Genomic DNA, 16059 nt, shown 5'->3' with positions numbered 1-16059 from the left:
GGACATTCCCCGTGCGAAATCGCCTCAGGCCGCCGTCGCGAGGGGCTCGATACGATGCAGTTCGGACCCGATCTCGGCCAACACGATTTCGCGTTCGTACCGGGCCTGGTAGTTCATCCAGAAGTCCGGCGTCGTCCGCAACAGCCGGGCGAGCCGCAGCGCCATGTCGGCGCTGATCCCGATCTCCTCCACGATGCGCTCGATGCGCCCCCTCGGCCCGGCCACCGCGACGGGCCCCCGCGTTGCGTTCTTCGCCTCACCGGGTACACAGGTTCGCCGGCTGTCGCGGGGCCCGCGGCACGCCGCCGGAATGCGGGTGGAAAGCGAAGAGCATCATGGCCGGTGGGATCGAAATCGCCTTTGAGCCGCTGTCGTCGCGCGGTGCCGGGGGCGACCTCGTGGTGTTCGTGGGCGACGACCTCGCCCTGTCGGGGGCTGCGGCCGAGATCCTTGGCCGGCCGGGCGCCGAGCTGGTCGCCCGCGCCGCCGCGAGCGAGCGCTTCAAGGGCAAGGCGCAGTCGGCACTGGTCCTTCCGGCCCCGGCGGCCGTGGAGGCCGATCGGCTGGTGGTGATCGGCCTCGGTTCGGAGAAGGACCGGGCCAAGATCGACTGGACTGTGCTCGGCGGCTTCACCGCGGGCAAGGTCGGCGGGCGCACGGCCAAAGTCGTGCTCGATTGGCAAGGCTTTGCCGGCAGCGCCCGGGACGCCGCCGACTTCACGCTCGGCGCGCGCCTGCGCAGCTACCGCTTCGACGCGTACAAGACCAAGAAGAAGGACGAGGACGAAGCGGGAGCCGCGCTGACCCTTCTGGTTGCCGACCCGTCCGCGGCGCGGGCCGCCGCGGGCGCCGCCGAGGCGGTGGCCGAGGGCGTGATCCTGGCCCGCAACCTCGTCAACGAGCCGCCGAACGTCCTCTACCCCGAGGAATATGCCCGCCGCGTCTCCGAGCTGACGCGCCTCGGCGTCGAGGTCGAGATCCTCGACGTGGCGCGCATGCGGGAGATCGGCATGGGGGCGCTGCTGGCGGTGGCGCAGGGCTCGGCCCGCGAGCCGCGGGTGGCGATCATGCGCTGGAACGGGGCGGACGATCCGTCCGAGCCGCCGCTGGCGCTGATCGGCAAGGGCGTGGTGTTCGATTCCGGCGGCGTCTCGATCAAATCGGCCGGCGGCATGGAGGACATGAAGGGCGACATGGGCGGCTCGGCCGCCGTCGTCGGCACCCTGCACGCGCTGGCCTCGCGCAAGGCCAAAGTGAACGTGGTCGGCGCCATCGGCATCGTCGAGAACATGCCCGACGGCAATGCCTACCGCCCCTCCGACATCGTCACCTCGCTTTCCGGGCAGACCATCGAGGTCATCAACACCGACGCCGAAGGCCGCCTCGTGCTCGCCGACGTGCTCTGGCACGTCCAGGCGACCTACAAGCCCAAGGCGATGATCGATCTGGCCACCCTCACCGGCGCGATCATCGTCGCGCTCGGCCAGGACATCGCCGGCCTGTTCTCCAACGACGACGTGCTCTCGGCCCAGATCACCGCGGCCGGCGAGGCGGCGGGCGAGCGGGTGTGGCGGATGCCCCTCATCCCCGCCTACGACAAGGCGATCGATTCGAAGTTCGCCGACATGAAGAACACCGGCGGGCGCCACGGCGGCGCGGCGACGGCGGCCGCCTTCCTCAAGCGCTACGTCAACGACGTGCCCTGGGCGCATCTCGACATCGCCGGCGTCGCCATGGCCTCCACCGCCTCCGAGATCAACCGGAGCTGGGGCGCGGGCTGGGGCGTGCGCCTGCTCGACCGGCTCGTGCGCGAACACTACGAGCGGTGAGCCGCACGGCCGCGCTCTCCGCCGGGGCGGGGGCCGAACCGGCGTCGCGGCGGGGCGCCTGGGCGATCGCCGCGGCGCCGCTGCTGGCGGCGCTGGCCGCCCTGTTCGCCGTGTTCCTCGCCGGCTTCGATCAACGCAGCGCGATGCCGCCGGACGTGGCGGCGCGCTTCTACGGCTTCTTCCTCGACCGCTACCCGCTCTTCGCCTTCGCGCTGGTCTACGGGCTCGTCCGCATCCTGGCCGCGATGTGGGCGCCGGGCCCCGCCTCGCCGGTCCGGCGGCTCACCGGCGGAGGGCTCGGCCTCGCCCTGGTGCTGGGCTTGAGCCTGCACCCGACCTTCGGCGGCCTCGTGCTGCGGGCGGGCTTCGCCACCGGCAGCGGCGCCTTCCTCAACGGCACGCCGATGGCGCTCGCCTACGCGATGGGGGCGGGCGCCGCCGCGGGCCTGTTCGGCCTCGCCATGGGGCTCGGTGCGCGGCTTGCCGGCCGATCGGGTCCGGCGCGCGCCGGCAGCCGCTGGCGCCGGGCCGGACGGGCGCTGCTCGGCGCCCTCCTGGGCTTCCTCACCCTGTGGTTCGCTGCCGCGATGATCGGGCTGGCCCGCGATGCCGGGTTCGGCCCCTGGCCGCGCCGCCCGCTCGATGCCCGCGATCTCGTCATCGCCGCCCTGCTGCTGACGGGCGCCGCCCTGCCGCACGTGGCCCTCGTGGCCGCGCGCCTGCGACGGACGGTCCATGCGATGTCTCGGCGGGACGGCGCGGCTTGATCGAACGCGCCGGAAACGCTTAAGCCACAACGGGAAGCGGCGCCGCCGGCGGGTGGCGGTCCTCATAAGCCGCGCACAAGGCAGGAGGGACGAGGATGGCGCAGGACCAGAGCGCGGAGCGCCCTTGGCTGGCCGCCTATCCCCCCGGCATTCCCGCCGACATCGACGCGGACGCGGTCGGCACGGTGGTCGATCTGTTCGACCGCAGCGTCCTGCGTTTCGCCGAGCGCCCGGCGATCACCTGCTTTGGTGCGAGCCTGCGCTACCGCGAGGTCGGCGCCGCCGCCCAGGCGGTGGCGGCGTGGTTGGCCGCCAACGGCTACGGCAAGAGTAGCAAGGGCGGCAAGGGCGGCCCCGAGGGCATCGGCGACCGTGTCGCGGTGATGATGCCCAACGTCCCGGCCTGTCCCGTCGCGCTGCTCGGCGTGCTGGTGGCGGGCTGCACCGTCGTCAACGTCAACCCGCTCTACACCCCACGCGAACTCGCGGCGCAGATCAACGATTCCGGCGCCCGCGTCCTGTTCGTGCTGGAAAACTTCTGCCACACGGTGGCGCAGGCGCTGCCGCAGATGCCGAGCCTGGAGCGGATCGTCGTAGCCGGGCCCGGCGACCTGCTCGGTCTGAAGGGGCGGATCATCGATCTCGTGTCGCGGCGGGTGAAGCGGGCGGTGCCGCCCTACGCCCTGCCGGCCGGGCGGACCCTGCGGTTCGAGGCGGTTCTGCGGTCCGGCCGCGGCCTCAAGCGGCCCTCCGTGGCGATCGAGCCCGGCGACGTCGCCTTCCTGCAATATACCGGCGGCACCACCGGCCTCGCCAAGGCGGCGATGCTGACTCACCGCAACATCATGGCCAATGTCGAGCAGAGCCGGGCGTGGTTCCGCGGCTCGGCGGAGGACGGCGACGGGCGCGTGGCGGTCACGGCACTCCCACTCTACCACATCTTCGCGCTGACCGCCTGCTTCCTGTTCTTCTTCCGGCTCGGCGGCTGCTGCCTCCTGATCCCCAACCCGCGCGACCTCGACGGCTTCGTGAAGACCCTGAGCCGCACCCGTTTCACCAACTTCGCCGGGGTGAACACGCTGTTCAACGCGCTCAACAACCACCCCAAGATCGACACGGTCGATTTCTCGAAGGTGGAGTACGTGGTCGGCGGCGGCATGGCGGTGCAGTCTTCGGTCGCCGCCCGCTGGAAGGCGATCACCGGCCAGACCATTCTCGAAGGCTACGGCCTGTCGGAGACCTCGCCGGTGGTGACCGTCAACCCGCTCGGGCTTGCCGAGTGGACCGGGACGATCGGCTATCCGCTGCCCTCGACCGAGGTGACGATCCGCGCCGAGGACGGCACGGTGCTGCCCTTCGGCGTGCCGGGCGAACTCTGCGTGCGCGGGCCCCAGGTGATGGCCGGCTACTGGAACCGCCCGGAGGAGACACGGGCGTCGATGACCGCCGACGGCTTCTTCCGCACCGGCGACGTGGCGGTGATGACGCCCGACGGCCAGATCCGCATCGTCGACCGGATGAAGGACATGATCCTCGTCTCCGGCTTCAACGTCTATCCGAACGAGGTCGAGGACGTGCTCGCCACCCATCCGGCGGTGGTCGAGTGCGCGGTGGTCGGCGCGCCCTGCGGCGACAGCGGCGAGATGGTCGTCGCCCACGTGGTCCTGCGCGACCCCTCGGTGGAGCCGGACGCGCTCCGGGCCCATGCCCGCGCCAGCCTCACCGGCTACAAGGTGCCGCGCCGCATCGTGATCCAGGACAGCCTGCCGAAGACCAATGTCGGCAAGGTGCTGCGCCGGGCGCTGCGGGAGGAGACAGGCGCGCCGCCGCAAGGTTGAGGAGGGTGCCTTCCGGGGCCTGTCCCGGATCAGCTTAACCGGGCATTGGGGCCGCTGAGGGTGGACAGCAGTCCTTCCGTGACACAGCCGACCGCCATTCCATGCCCTGGCGGAACGGGGCGTTCACCTCGGGAGCGACCTGCCGCGAATCGTTGCTGGCGCACCTCGGCCCAGGTTACGAGCTCTTGCTCTCCGGCGCTGCGGCGTGAGACATCGGGATGACGCGTATGACAAAAATCGCGGTGAGCCTCATGCTCCTGTCGATGACGGCGGTATCCGCGCAGGCGCAGATGCAGTCCGCGGGGCGCCTGGACCGCCCCGGCATCTCTCGTACGGCCAACGAGCTGTTCAGTCAGGTCTGCGTCGAGCGGTTCGGAGATCGCGCCGGCATGGGACGGGCTTTGGAGAAACACGGCTTCAACCCGGCCCCGCCGGAGGCCGCGGCCCAGGCTGCAGCCCGCCTGCCGATCGGGGAGCCAGGACAGGTGTGGCGTTGGAACGACGCGACACAGCCCATGCTCGTGGTGATCCGCGATGCGGGCGTGCGGTGCCAGCTCATGGCCCCTTTCGTGGACGTGGAGGAGTCCCCTGAGCGGTTCCGCCAGACCATGACGGAGTTGCGTCGGGCGGGGGTGAAGGTCGAGACGGAACGGGACGAACCCGCCGACTTGGGCGGGCAGCCAGGGCGGCAGGTGTTCTTCCGCGTCCACCTGCCGGACGGCAATGGGGAAAGCCGGCTCTTCGCGCTGTCCGTGGCTCCGCCACGGACCGGGGGTGTCTCCCTCATCATGACGGCATCCTCCCTGCCGCCGCAGAAGACGTCCGGGCCGATCCGGTGACGGCCCTGGCGGACGCAGAACCCGCCCCCTCCCTCCGCTAGAGCGCTTTCCGACGAAGTGGGGGCCGGTTCGTCGAAAGAAACCCGTAGGCGGTCGCAGATTTGGCTAGAGGTCAGCACAGGGTTCGTGACGGGCGGCCATGCCAGAGGACGGCCGCCAATGCTGTAAAATGACATCGCTCGACACGGGAGGCTCCGTCACGGAGCGCTCTCACGATCCTCCCGCCTCCAGCGCGCGGGCCAGCGCCACGAACCCCGCGACCGGAATCTCCTCCGCCCGTGCCGTCTCCGGCAGGCCGGCGGCGGCGAGCAGGCGGGCGGGGTCGGGGGTGGCGGCCTTCAGGCTCTGGCGCAGCATCTTGCGGCGCTGGCCGAAGGCGGCGCGGGTCACCCGCTCGAGATCCGCGATCCGGCAGGGCAGCGGCTCGGGCCGAGGGCGCAGGTGGACGATGCTGGAGGTGACCTTCGGCGGCGGTACGAAGGCGGACGGCGCCACGTCGAACAGGATGGTGGCTTGCGTGCGCCAGCCGCACAGAACCCCGAGCCGTCCGTAATTGGCCCGGTCGCCCTCGTCGGCGACGATGCGCTCGGCGACCTCGCGCTGGAACATCAGCGTCGCCGATTCCCACCACGGCGGCCAAGTGTCGTCCCGCGTGTCGGCCCCGAGCCAGCCGGTGAGCAACACGGTGGCGACGTTGTAGGGGAGGTTCGCCACGATCCGCACCGGCCCGTCGCCGACGAGCGGGCGCGGGTCGAAGCCGACCGCGTCGGCGTCGATCACGTCGAGCTTTCCCGGATAATGCGCGGCGATCTCGGCCAGCGCGGGCAGCGCGCGGGGGTCGCGCTCGATCGCCACCACCCGCTTCGCGCCGGCCGCCAGCAGCGCGCGGGTTAAGCCGCCGGGGCCGGGGCCGACCTCCACCACCGTGACTCCGTCGAGCGCGCCCGCCGAGCGGGCGATGCGGCCGGTGAGATTGAGATCGAACAGGAAGTTCTGGCCGAGCGCCTTCTTCGGCTCCAGCCCGTGCCGTCGCACCACCTCGCGGAGCGGAGGCAGGCCGTCGGCGCTCAACGCGTCATGGCTCATCGGCGGTGGGTTCAGGCGCGGGCGGGAAAGGGCAGGACGGTGTTGGCCGGACGCTGCGCGAGGCGCTGCGCCAGCCGCAGGGCGGCGATCAGGCTGTCGGGCTTGGCCACGCCTTGGCCGGCGATGTCGAAGGCGGTGCCGTGGTCGGGCGAGGTGCGCACGAAGGGCAGCCCGAGCGTCACGTTCACACCCTCGTCGAAGGCGAGGGTCTTGATCGGGATCAGCGCCTGATCGTGGGTCGGGGTGAGGGCCACATCGTAGGTCGCCCGCGCCCGCTCGTGGAACAGGGTGTCGGCCGGCAGGGGGCCGCGGATGTCGATGCCCTCGCTGCGCAAGACCGCGACGGCGGGCGCCAGCACGTCGCGATCCTCGGTGCCCATGGTGCCGGATTCGCCCGCATGCGGGTTGAGGCCCGACAGGACGAGGCGCGGCTGTTCGAGCCCGAAGCGGGCGCGCAGGTCGGCATAGACGATGCGGGCGGTGCGCTCGACCAGATCCTGCGTCAGCAGGTCCGGCACGCGGCGCAGCGCAACGTGGATCGTCACCGGCACCACGGCCAGCGTGTCGCTCCACAGCATCATCACCGGCAGCGGCGGCTCGCGCCCCTCCTTGGCGGCGAGCGCAGCCAGGAATTCGGTATGCCCTGGATGGGCGAAGCCGACTCGCGTCAGCACGAACTTGGCGATGGGGTTGGTCACGACCGCCGAGGCCGCGCCGGAGCGCACCAGATCCACGGCGGCGGTGATCGACTCGACGATGGCGCCGGCATTGGCCGAATCCGGCGCGCCGGGCGTGGCGATCACCTTGGCGCCGCTCGGCAGCGGCAGGACCGGCAGGGCCCGCGCAAACACCTCGCAGGCGTCGTCCGGCTCGACCTCGGCCACCGGAACCGACAGGCCGAGGCGGTAGGCGGTGGCTTCCAGGAATTCCGGATCGCCCACGAGCTGGAACGGCGGCACCTCCCGCTCCCCCCGCAGCCGCCACGCGGCCAGCGCGATCTCCGGGCCGATGCCGGAGGGATCGCCGAGGGTAAGGGCAAGCGGTCTGTGGTCGGAGGCCATGGCGGGCTTATAGCGCGGTTTCGCCGATCGCCGAGGTGGTTTCGGGCAGGGCTTCGAACCTGGTTCAACAGCCGATGCGCCGTATCACCCGTCAGCGCTCACCGTCATTCCGGGGCCGCGCAGCGGAGCCCGGAATCCACCTATGATGCGCGGCTGGAACAGGGCGTCGCGGCTCGTCATTCCGAGTTCGCCTCTGGCGCCCCGGAATGACGAGCGTTGAACGTTTTCAAGCCGACTCAGCGTTCGCGTGTCGTTCGTCGACCCAAGTGCGGAACTCTGACAAGCGGCCGCCCGCTCAGCTACGGATGAAGGCGAGGAGGTCGGCGTTGAGCCGGTCGGCGTTGAGGGTGAGCATGCCGTGCGACAGGCCCGGATAGGTCTTCAGCGTGCCGTTGCGCAAAAGCTTGATCGACTTGTGCGCGGCAGCCACGATCGGCACGATCTGGTCGTCCTCGCCGTGGAGCACGAGCGTCGGCACCGAGATCGCCCGCAGATCCTCGGTCTGGTCGGTTTCGGAGAAGGCCTTGATGCCCTCGTAATGCGCCTTCGCCGAGCCCATCATGCCCTGCCGCCACCAGTTGCGGATCACGCCCTCGTGGACCGTCGCGCCGTTGCGGTTGAAGCCGTAGAACGGGCCGGTGGGGACATCGAGGAAGAACTGGGCGCGGTTGTCGGCCAAAGCCTTGCGGAAGCCGTCGAACACGGAGAGCGGCAGGCCTTCCGGGTTGGCCTCGGTCTTCAGCATCAGCGGCGGCACGGCGCTCACCAGTACCGCCTTGGCCACGCGCCCCTGCGGCTCGCCGTGCCGGGCGACGTAGCGCGCGACCTCGCCGCCGCCGGTGGAGTGGCCGATATGGACGGCATTCCTCAGGTCGAGCGCCTCGGCGACCGCCGCGGCGTCGGCGGCGTAATGGTCCATGTCGTGGCCTTCGGAGACCTGGGCGGAGCGGCCGTGGCCGCGGCGGTCATGGGCCACCACGCGGAAACCCTGGCCGACAAAGAACAGCATCTGCCCGTCCCAATCGTCGGACGAGAGCGGCCAGCCGTGATGGAACATGATCGGCTGCGCGTCCTTCGGGCCCCAATCCTTGTAGAAGATCTCGGTGCCGTCGCGGGTGGTGACCGTAGCCATGACTCTCTCTCCTCGACCATGGAGGGGCCGGAGCGTCGTCCGGTTCGGACCGCTGCGACCGCTGCTTGACGGTGAGACAATGGACCTCCGCGTCACATTTGAAAATTAGAAACGATTGAAACGTATCGTTTCCAAAAGTGGTATGCTTCGGCTGCTTCCGGGGTGTGACCGGCTTCGCAAGGGCTGGGCCGCCGCCTGTGAGGGATGATCCGTCCGCGACCGACAGCGAGGCCGAACTGCCGGGAACGGGGACGGTTTCCCTTCGACCGCCTCCGACTCGAAGCCCATGAGGATCGTGAAGCCCAATGGCGAGACAACGCTGGACCGTCGCCGACATCCCCTCCCAGGCCGCCCGCCGCGCCGTGGTGACGGGCGGCAGCGCCGGGCTCGGGTTCGAGACGGCGCGGGCGCTGGCCGGAGCCGGGGCGGCGGTGGTGCTGGCGGTGCGCGATCTCGAGAAGGGGGAGCGCGCCGCCGCCGCGATCCGGCGGGAGCATCCCGGCGCCGAGCTGTCCGTGCGCCCGATCGACACCGCCTCGCTCGCCTCCGTGCGCGCCTTCGCCCGAGACTGGCCGGCGGAGACGCCGATCGACCGGCTCGTGCTCAATGCCGGCATTGCCGCGGTGCCCCGGCGCGAGGAGAGCGTGGACGGGTTCGAGCGGCAGCTCGCCACGAACTATCTCGGCCATTTCGCGCTCACCGGCCTGCTGCTGCCGGCCCTGAGCCCCTCGGCGCGGGTGGTGTCGGTGGCGAGCCTCGCCCACCGCAGCGGCGCGATCCGGTTCGACGACCCGCATTGGCGCGAGACCTACGGGTCGCAGCCCGCCTACCGGCAGAGCAAACTGGCGCTGCTGATGTTTTCCCTCGAACTCGACCGGCGGCTGAAGGTGTCGGGCTCCGGCATCGCCGCGCTCGCGGCGCATCCCGGCTTCGCCGTCACCGAAGTGTTCCGCCGGGGCGACCGGGCGGGCGCGTTCCAGCAAGGAGCGGGGCGGATCATCTTCTCGCTGATCGGCCAGCCGGCGGCACAGGGCGCCCTGCCGATCCTCTACGCCGCCACCGCGCCGGAGGCGGAGCGCGGCGGTTATTACGGGCCGGACGGGTTCCGGGAGGTGCGCGGCTATCCCAAGCCCGCCTCGATCGCCGCCCACGCCCTCGACCGGGCCGCCGCCGCGCGGCTCTGGGCGCTGTCGGAGACACTCACAGGGGTGCGGTTTCCCCTGTGATCCAATTTCCAGTTGACTGCTTCGATCTCTCTTCCGTCATCGCGAGGCGAAGCCGTGGCGATCCAGCGCGCGCCCATGCCGGAGATGTCGCGCCCTGGATCACTTCGGCTTCGCCTCGCGATGACGGAGGAGAATGGGCAGACCCGAACGGATCAGCCGGAAGCCGTATGATACGGTCTCTGCTTGAGCGACGGCCAAATCCGCCATCCCGAAGGGATCAACCAGATTTGGCATGAGGCGAGGGCCGCGCGGCCGCTCGGAGACCGCTTTGCGTCCGTCCGGCGCCGCGCAGCGGAGCCCGGACTTGATCCATGATGCGCAGCGTTGACCTGAATTCGCAGCCCCCCCGCGCGTCCGGTCCTTTGTTGAGGTCTCGGGCCGGGCGGCCTATGCGTAGGCCCCATGGAACTCCGAGCTTCGACCGAGCAGTCTTTTGAGGGCGCCCTGGCCCCCCTCGCCTGCAAACCGCCGCCTGCCGGCAAGGCGGCGCCATTCCTGCCGATGAGCCGCGCCGAGATGCTGGCGCTCGGCTGGGACGCCTGCGACATCGTGCTGGTGACGGGTGATGCCTACGTCGATCATCCGAGCTTCGGCATGGCCATCATCGGCCGGCTGCTCGAAGCGCAGGGATTCCGGGTCGGTATCATCGCCCAGCCCGACTGGCAGTCGGCCGAGCCGTTCAAGGCGCTGGGCCGGCCGCGGCTCTTCTTCGGCGTCACCGGCGGCAACCTCGATTCGATGGTCAACCGCTACACCGCGGATCGCCGCCTGCGCCACGACGACGCCTACACCGCCGGCGGGGAAGGCGGAAAGCGCCCGGACCGCTCGACGATCGTCTACACGCAGCGCTGCCGCGAGGCCTACAAGGACGTGCCGATCGTGCTCGGCGGCATCGAGGCCTCGCTGCGCCGCATCGCGCATTACGATTACTGGTCCGACAAGGTGCGCCGCTCGATCCTGGCCGATGCCAAGGCGGACCTGCTGCTCTACGGCAATGCCGAGCGCGCCGTGGTCGAGGTGGCCAACCGCCTCGCGGCCGGCGAGGCGCCGCACGCGCTCGACTCGGTCCGGGGCGTGGCCCTGTTCCGCCGGGTGCCCGAGCACTACACCGAGCTTCCCGCCGACGACCTCGATTCCACCGACGAGGCCGCCGCCCGCAAGCCCGGCGACACCGTGATCCGGCTCCCCGCCTACGAGGTGGTGAAGGACGACAAGGAGGCCTATGCCCGCGCCTCGCGGGTGCTGCACCGGGAGGCCAATCCCGGCAACGCGCGCCCGCTCGTCCAGCGCCACGGCGACCGCGACCTGTGGCTGAACCCGCCGCCGATCCCGCTCTCCAGCGAGGAGATGGATGCGGTCTACGACCTGCCCTATGCCCGCGCGCCCCATCCGTCCTACGGCGACGCGAAGATTCCCGCCTGGGACATGATCAAGTTCTCGGTGACGATCATGCGCGGCTGCTTCGGCGGCTGCACCTTCTGCTCCATCACCGAGCATGAGGGCCGCGTCATCCAGAACCGCTCGGAGGGCTCGATCCTGCGCGAGATCGAGCGCATCCGCGACAAGACGCCGGGCTTCACCGGCGTGATCTCCGATGTCGGCGGGCCGACCGCGAACATGTACCGGATGGCCTGCAAGGACCCGAAGATCGAGGCGGCCTGCCGACTGCCGTCCTGCGTCTTCCCGGACATCTGCCCGAACCTGAACACCTCGCACGACGACCTGATCCGCCTCTACCGCAAGGTGCGCGAGGTGAAGGGCGTCAAGAAGGTGATGGTGGCCTCGGGCGTGCGCTACGACCTCGCGGTCCGCAGCCCCGAATACGTCAAGGAACTGGTGACGCACCATGTCGGCGGGCGCCTGAAGATCGCGCCCGAGCACACCGAGCGCGGCCCCCTCGACCTGATGATGAAGCCGGGGATCGGCACCTACGACCGCTTCAAGGAGATGTTCGACGAGGCCGCCAAGCAGGCGGGCAAGAAGTACTACCTGATCCCGTACTTCATCGCGGCCCATCCCGGCACGACCGACGAGGACATGCTGCACCTCGCGCTCTGGCTCAAGAAGAATGACTACCGCGCCGACCAGGTGCAGACCTTCCTGCCCTCCCCCATGGCCACCGCCACGGCGATGTACCACACCGAGGTCAACACGCTGAAAGGCGTGCGGCGCGGCGGCAGCGAGCCGGTCGAGGCGATCAAGGGGCTGCGGCAGCGCCGGCTGCACAAGGCGTTCCTGCGCTACCACGATCCCGAGAACTGGCCCCTGCTGCGCGAGGCGTTGCGAGAGATGGGCCGGGCCGACCTCATCGGCCCGCGGCCGGACCAGCTCGTGCCGTTCTCGCAGCCGCCGGGCACGGGCCTGGGCAAGGGAGCCGGCAAGGGACCCGGCAAGGGACCCGGTAAGGGGCGGGGCCAGCCGCGACCCGAGTACCGCCCGGGCGGCGGACAGCGCTTCACCACGAAGGGCGTGCCGCTGCAGAAGTGACGGGCGCGGTGACGACTCGCGCTCCTACAGCCACTTCTTCCAGCGAAAGAACACGTAGGGCAGCACCGCGGCCACCACCATCATGCCGACCGCGGCGGGGTAGCCGAAATGCCAGTCGAGCTCCGGCATGGTCTTGAAGTTCATGCCGTAGATCGAGGCGATGAGCGTCGGCGGCATGAACACCACCGCCATGACCGAGAACAGCTTGATGATGTTGTTCTGCTCCAGGTTCACGAGCCCGAGCGTGGCGTCGAGCAGGAACTGGATCTTGGCCGAGATGAAGGTCGCGTGCTCTTCGAGCGATTGCAGGTCGCGCAGCGTCGAGCGCACGTCCTCGCGCAGCTCGCGGGGCGCTTTCGCCGTGCGGTAGGTCGCCGAGAGCGAGAGCAGGATGCGCTCCATCGAGACCAGACTCTCGCGCTGCTTCGAGATCAGGTCGCCGTGCCGCCCGAGTGAGCGCAGGGTGTCCTGCAGCGCGTTGTTGCGCGAGGAGGGGTCGCCCTTGTCCTCGAAGATCTTTCGCGAGAGGCGGTCGATCCGCTCGCCCTGGAGCTGGAGCACGTCGGCGGCGCGGTCGATCACCGCCTCGATCAGCCCGGCCAGGATCGATTCGCCCGAGACCGTGCGCGACGGCCCGTTGCCCGTCGCCCGGCCGGCGCGCTGGGTGTACATCCGGAACGCCTGCGGCTCCTCGTAGCGCACGGTGATGAGCCGGTTGTCGCGCAGGATGAAGGTGATGCCAGCCAGCCCCGGCTCCTCGGAATCGCTGACGCGGGAGAGCACGCGGCCCGTCATGTAGCGGGCGCCGGCCTCGACGTAGAGCAGTTCGGACGGCTCGATGTCCTTCATCTCCTCGCGCGTCGGCACGGTGATGCCGAGGAAGGATTCGACCTTCACCTCCTCCTCCCGCGTCGGGCGCACGAGGTCGAGCCAGACCGTGTCCTCGGGGATCGGCTCCTGCAATTCGAGGTAGCGGCGCTCCAGCACCGTCTGGATGTCGCCCGCGACGGGCTTGTGCGTGAAGATCAAGGGGCGGCCCGCGAAGTCTCAGTCCAGCGCCCCGGGCGGGGCGACGCTTGTCTCCGGCACGAAGAAGTCCGGCGCAAGCGGGATGCCTGCTGTGACGCGGTATTTTGAAAAGTCCGTGACGCCCTCCTCCGCCAGGAAGCTGTCGTCGATCAGGAAGCGCCCGGAAAATGTCTTGGCGTCCTTGAGGAACACGGCATGCGCCGCATCCGCCATGATCTCAGGCCGGCGGCTCGCCTGCATCAGCGCGTCGCCGCCGAGCAGGTTCTGCACGGCCGCCGTGGCGATGGTGGTGCGCGGCCACAGGGCGTTGACGGCGATGCCCCTCCCCCCGATTCCCTTGCCCCGGAGTTCCCCGGCGAGCCCCAGCACGCACAGCGACATGCCGAACTTCGCCATGGTGTAGGCCAGATGCGGCGCGAACCAGCGCTCCGCCATGTCGAGCGGGGGCGACAGCATCAGGATGTGCGGGTTCTTCGCCTTTTCGAGATAGGGAATCGCGTACTTGCTGACCATGTAGGTGCCGCGCGCGTTGATCTGATGCATCAGGTCGAAGCGCTTCATCTCGGTCTTGGGCGTGTTCGACAGCGAGATCGCGCTGGCGTTGTTGACCACGATGTCGATCCCGCCGAATTCCTTGGCGGTGCGGTCGAGCGCGTCCTTCACCGCGTCCTCGTCGCGCACATCCACCGTCAGCGGCAGCGCCCGGCCCCCTTCCCGCTCGATGGCCTCGGCGGCGGTGAAGATCGTGCCCTCGAGCTTGGGGTGCGGTTCGGCGGTCTTGGCGGCGATGGCGACGTTGGCGCCGTCGCGGGCGGCGCGCAGGCCGATGGCGAGCCCGATGCCGCGCGAGGCGCCGGTGATGAACAGCGTCTTACCCTGCAGGCTCATGGCATCTCCTCTCCGATCCGGAAGCGCTCCGGCTGGCGGCCGTCGGCGTCGGTGAAACCGTAGGCGCGGGCGAGATCCCCGACATGGAGCGTGTGCCCGGCCCGGTCCAGCACGGACGGGTCGGCGGAAAGCGCCGCCAGCGCCCGGCCGGCATAGAGCGGGCTCTCGGTGGCGAGCGCCTCCTGGCCGAGATCGCGCACCCGCTCGGTGGCGACGAAGCCCGGCGAGAGCGACAGGGCGCAGACGCCGTGGGGGGCAAGCTCGGCGGCGCAGGCGAAGGCCAGCCGGTTCGTCGTCGCCTTGGCCAGATCGTAGTAGATGTCCCCGAGATAGGTCTCGGTGCCGAAGGAGACGAAGGCGATCAGGCCTTGCTTCGCCGCGACCATGGCCGGCGCGACCGCGCGGGCCAGCAGCAGCCCCGGATACGGCCCCGTCCCGAGGAAGTGCGAGAACGGCTCGGCCGAGCGGCGCCAGAACGGCGTGCCCCAGGCGGCGCCGTCGGGGTAGCGCTCGCCGTCATAGCCCTCGTTGCCGCCCCAGACGCTCGCAGCCGCCACATCGATCCGCCCGAACCGGCGAAGCGCCCAGTGGACGAGTTCGTCCACCGCCCGCTCGCTGGTGTGGTCGCACAGGTAATGGTGCCCCTCCCCGCCCGCCGCATCGACCTCGCGGGCGGTGTCCTCGATCGCCTCGGGCCGCGTCTCGGTGCGCCGTCCGGTCTCGGAGGAGCGCGCGGTGACGATCACCGTGGCGCCGGCCTCGCCCAGGCCCCGCGCGAGCCCGCGCCCGACCCCGCGCGAGGCCCCGGCCACGAGGCAGACCTTTCCCCGCAAGTCCGGTCCCCGCAAGTCCGGCGTTGTCACAAGCGCGCTCACGCCTTGCCGGCGAGGAAGCGGGCGAGCCGCGCCTGCGTTTCAGGATCGCGCAGGCCCGCCTCGAAGGCGTCCGCCTCGGCCTCGATCGCCGCCTCGACCGCGCCCTGCTCGCCGCGCATCAGCGCGCGGGTCGCCTGCACCGCCCGGCGCGGCAGGGCGGCGAGGCGGGCGGCCTGCGCCAGCGCGTGCGCCTCCAGCGCCTCGGAGGGCAGTTCGGCGTTGGCGAGCCCGAGCGACACGGCCGCCGCGCCGTCGAACGGCTCGCTCAGCAGCAGCAGCGCCGAGGCGCGGGCGAGCCCGATCCGGCGCGGCAGCAGGAAACTCGCGGCGGCCTCCGGCACCACGCCGAGTTCCACGAACGGCATGCGGAAGCGCGCCTGCGGCCCGACATAGACGAGGTCGCAATGCAGCGTCAGCGTCGTGCCGACGCCGATGGCGAGCCCGTCCACCGCCGCGATCATCGGCGTGCGGGTGCGGGCGAGCTGCCGGATGAAGCGGAGCGCCGGCATCTCGGAAAACGCGTCCCGCGGCGCCGTGCCGGCGGCGAAGAAGTCGGCCAGATCGTTGCCGGCGGTGAAGGCGCCGGGGCCCCCGGCGAACACCACCGCCCCGATGTTTTGTGATTCGTCGTCGGCGCCGACGAGCGCGGCGGTGGCGGCGTCGTACATCGCCCCGGTCAGCGCGTTCTTCTTGGCCGGACGGTTCCAGCGGATCAGGCGGACGCCGCCCGCGACATCCTCGATGGTGATGGCTTCGCTCATCCGCCCTCGCCCCGCGCCTGTCCCCACGGACAGGGAATCCCGCCCCGTCGGCTCCACCCTTCTTACCCTCGCGCCGCTTTGTCGAGAGGCCGCCGACGCCGCGCGGGCCCACGGGCCGGATCACGGATCCCGCCCCCCCGCCTCCGCCGTCATGCCGGGGCGCCGCCGGCGAACCCGGAATCCACCCGACACGCTGCGCCGCGCATCACGGGGGATGGCACGCCTCCGGCGTGCCCCTCCG

General features: G+C 70.7%; 14 protein-coding genes. 6 read left to right on the top strand and 8 right to left on the bottom strand.

Annotated features, from left to right (window positions below):
* Positions 1–24 precede the first annotated feature (24 nt).
* Positions 25–225, bottom strand: coding sequence for a helix-turn-helix transcriptional regulator (locus MFF24_RS23980; RefSeq protein WP_238228554.1), 201 nt, complete (start codon positions 223–225; stop codon positions 25–27).
* A gap of 110 nt (positions 226–335) precedes the next feature.
* On the opposite strand from MFF24_RS23980, the gene MFF24_RS23975 reads away from it, so the two are divergent.
* The 4 genes from MFF24_RS23975 to MFF24_RS23960 all read left to right on the top strand — a co-directional run bounded on the left by MFF24_RS23975 (position 336) and on the right by MFF24_RS23960 (position 5273).
* Positions 336–1829, top strand: a complete 1494-nt coding sequence (locus tag MFF24_RS23975; RefSeq protein ID WP_238228552.1) for a leucyl aminopeptidase — start codon at positions 336–338, stop codon at positions 1827–1829.
* Complete coding sequence (locus MFF24_RS23970; protein WP_238228550.1) at positions 1826–2596, top strand: hypothetical protein; 771 nt, start codon at positions 1826–1828, stop codon at positions 2594–2596. The genes MFF24_RS23975 and MFF24_RS23970 overlap by 4 nt, the downstream gene beginning before the upstream one ends.
* Positions 2597–2691: 95 nt before the next feature.
* Positions 2692–4434 carry an AMP-binding protein gene (locus MFF24_RS23965; protein ID WP_238228548.1) on the top strand — a complete coding sequence of 581 codons (1743 nt, stop codon included), beginning with the start codon at positions 2692–2694 and terminating at the stop codon, positions 4432–4434.
* A 251-nt stretch (positions 4435–4685) separates the two neighbouring features.
* On the top strand, positions 4686–5273 hold the full coding sequence (locus MFF24_RS23960) for an NMCC_0638 family (lipo)protein (protein WP_238228546.1): 588 nt from the start codon (positions 4686–4688) through the stop codon (positions 5271–5273).
* A gap of 210 nt (positions 5274–5483) precedes the next feature.
* Here MFF24_RS23960 and rsmA read toward each other — a convergent pair whose 3' ends face one another.
* The 3 genes from rsmA to MFF24_RS23945 form a co-directional block, all read right to left on the bottom strand.
* Positions 5484–6359, bottom strand: coding sequence for a 16S rRNA (adenine(1518)-N(6)/adenine(1519)-N(6))-dimethyltransferase RsmA (gene rsmA / locus MFF24_RS23955; RefSeq protein WP_133092036.1), 876 nt, complete (start codon positions 6357–6359; stop codon positions 5484–5486).
* Between the two features lie 11 nt (positions 6360–6370).
* Entirely contained in the window at positions 6371–7420 is a 1050-nt protein-coding gene (gene pdxA / locus MFF24_RS23950) for a 4-hydroxythreonine-4-phosphate dehydrogenase PdxA (protein WP_238228544.1), read from the bottom strand.
* A gap of 295 nt (positions 7421–7715) precedes the next feature.
* On the bottom strand, positions 7716–8552 hold the full coding sequence (locus MFF24_RS23945; protein WP_238228542.1) for an alpha/beta fold hydrolase: 837 nt from the start codon (positions 8550–8552) through the stop codon (positions 7716–7718).
* Between the two features lie 305 nt (positions 8553–8857).
* Between MFF24_RS23945 and MFF24_RS23940 the strand changes: the two genes are divergently transcribed.
* Both MFF24_RS23940 and MFF24_RS23935 read left to right on the top strand, forming a co-directional pair.
* A complete protein-coding gene (locus MFF24_RS23940) occupies positions 8858–9778 on the top strand; it encodes an oxidoreductase (protein ID WP_238228540.1) in 921 nt (306 codons plus the stop codon).
* A 402-nt stretch (positions 9779–10180) separates the two neighbouring features.
* On the top strand, positions 10181–12265 hold the full coding sequence (locus MFF24_RS23935; RefSeq protein WP_238228538.1) for a YgiQ family radical SAM protein: 2085 nt from the start codon (positions 10181–10183) through the stop codon (positions 12263–12265).
* 24 nt (positions 12266–12289) lie between these two features.
* On the opposite strand, the gene MFF24_RS23930 is transcribed toward MFF24_RS23935, so the two are convergent.
* From MFF24_RS23930 to MFF24_RS23915, 4 genes are read right to left on the bottom strand one after another with little or no spacing between them, the layout of a single operon-like run.
* Positions 12290–13294, bottom strand: coding sequence for a magnesium transporter CorA family protein (locus tag MFF24_RS23930; protein WP_108941487.1), 1005 nt, complete (start codon positions 13292–13294; stop codon positions 12290–12292).
* Between the two features lie 18 nt (positions 13295–13312).
* Positions 13313–14182, bottom strand: coding sequence for an SDR family oxidoreductase (locus MFF24_RS23925; protein ID WP_238228536.1), 870 nt, complete (start codon positions 14180–14182; stop codon positions 13313–13315).
* Entirely contained in the window at positions 14179–14994 is an 816-nt protein-coding gene (locus MFF24_RS23920; RefSeq protein WP_238228570.1) for an SDR family NAD(P)-dependent oxidoreductase, read from the bottom strand. The genes MFF24_RS23925 and MFF24_RS23920 overlap by 4 nt, the downstream gene beginning before the upstream one ends.
* A gap of 59 nt (positions 14995–15053) precedes the next feature.
* A complete protein-coding gene (locus tag MFF24_RS23915; protein WP_238228534.1) occupies positions 15054–15818 on the bottom strand; it encodes an enoyl-CoA hydratase-related protein in 765 nt (254 codons plus the stop codon).
* Positions 15819–16059: the final 241 nt, after the last annotated feature.

The sequence above is a fragment of the Methylorubrum aminovorans genome (assembly GCF_022179725.1).
GTDB lineage: Bacteria > Pseudomonadota > Alphaproteobacteria > Rhizobiales > Beijerinckiaceae > Methylobacterium > Methylobacterium aminovorans.
The sequence above is the reverse complement of the archived record's forward strand: the minus strand, read 5'-3'. Positions and strand labels throughout refer to the sequence as shown.

Excerpts from the sequence above, each read along its gene's own strand:
- MFF24_RS23975 (WP_238228552.1), top strand. The coding sequence starts at position 336 with ATGGCCGGTGGGATCGAAATCGCCTTTGAGCCGCTGTCGTCGCGCGGT.
- MFF24_RS23965 (WP_238228548.1), top strand. The coding sequence starts at position 2,692 with ATGGCGCAGGACCAGAGCGCGGAGCGCCCTTGGCTGGCCGCCTATCCC.
- MFF24_RS23960 (WP_238228546.1), top strand. The coding sequence starts at position 4,686 with ATGCTCCTGTCGATGACGGCGGTATCCGCGCAGGCGCAGATGCAGTCC.
- rsmA (WP_133092036.1), bottom strand. The coding sequence starts at position 6,359 with ATGAGCCATGACGCGTTGAGCGCCGACGGCCTGCCTCCGCTCCGCGAG.
- pdxA (WP_238228544.1), bottom strand. The coding sequence starts at position 7,420 with ATGGCCTCCGACCACAGACCGCTTGCCCTTACCCTCGGCGATCCCTCC.
- MFF24_RS23945 (WP_238228542.1), bottom strand. The coding sequence starts at position 8,552 with ATGGCTACGGTCACCACCCGCGACGGCACCGAGATCTTCTACAAGGAT.
- MFF24_RS23940 (WP_238228540.1), top strand. The coding sequence starts at position 8,858 with ATGGCGAGACAACGCTGGACCGTCGCCGACATCCCCTCCCAGGCCGCC.
- MFF24_RS23935 (WP_238228538.1), top strand. The coding sequence starts at position 10,181 with ATGGAACTCCGAGCTTCGACCGAGCAGTCTTTTGAGGGCGCCCTGGCC.
- MFF24_RS23925 (WP_238228536.1), bottom strand. The coding sequence starts at position 14,182 with ATGAGCCTGCAGGGTAAGACGCTGTTCATCACCGGCGCCTCGCGCGGC.
- MFF24_RS23915 (WP_238228534.1), bottom strand. The coding sequence starts at position 15,818 with ATGAGCGAAGCCATCACCATCGAGGATGTCGCGGGCGGCGTCCGCCTG.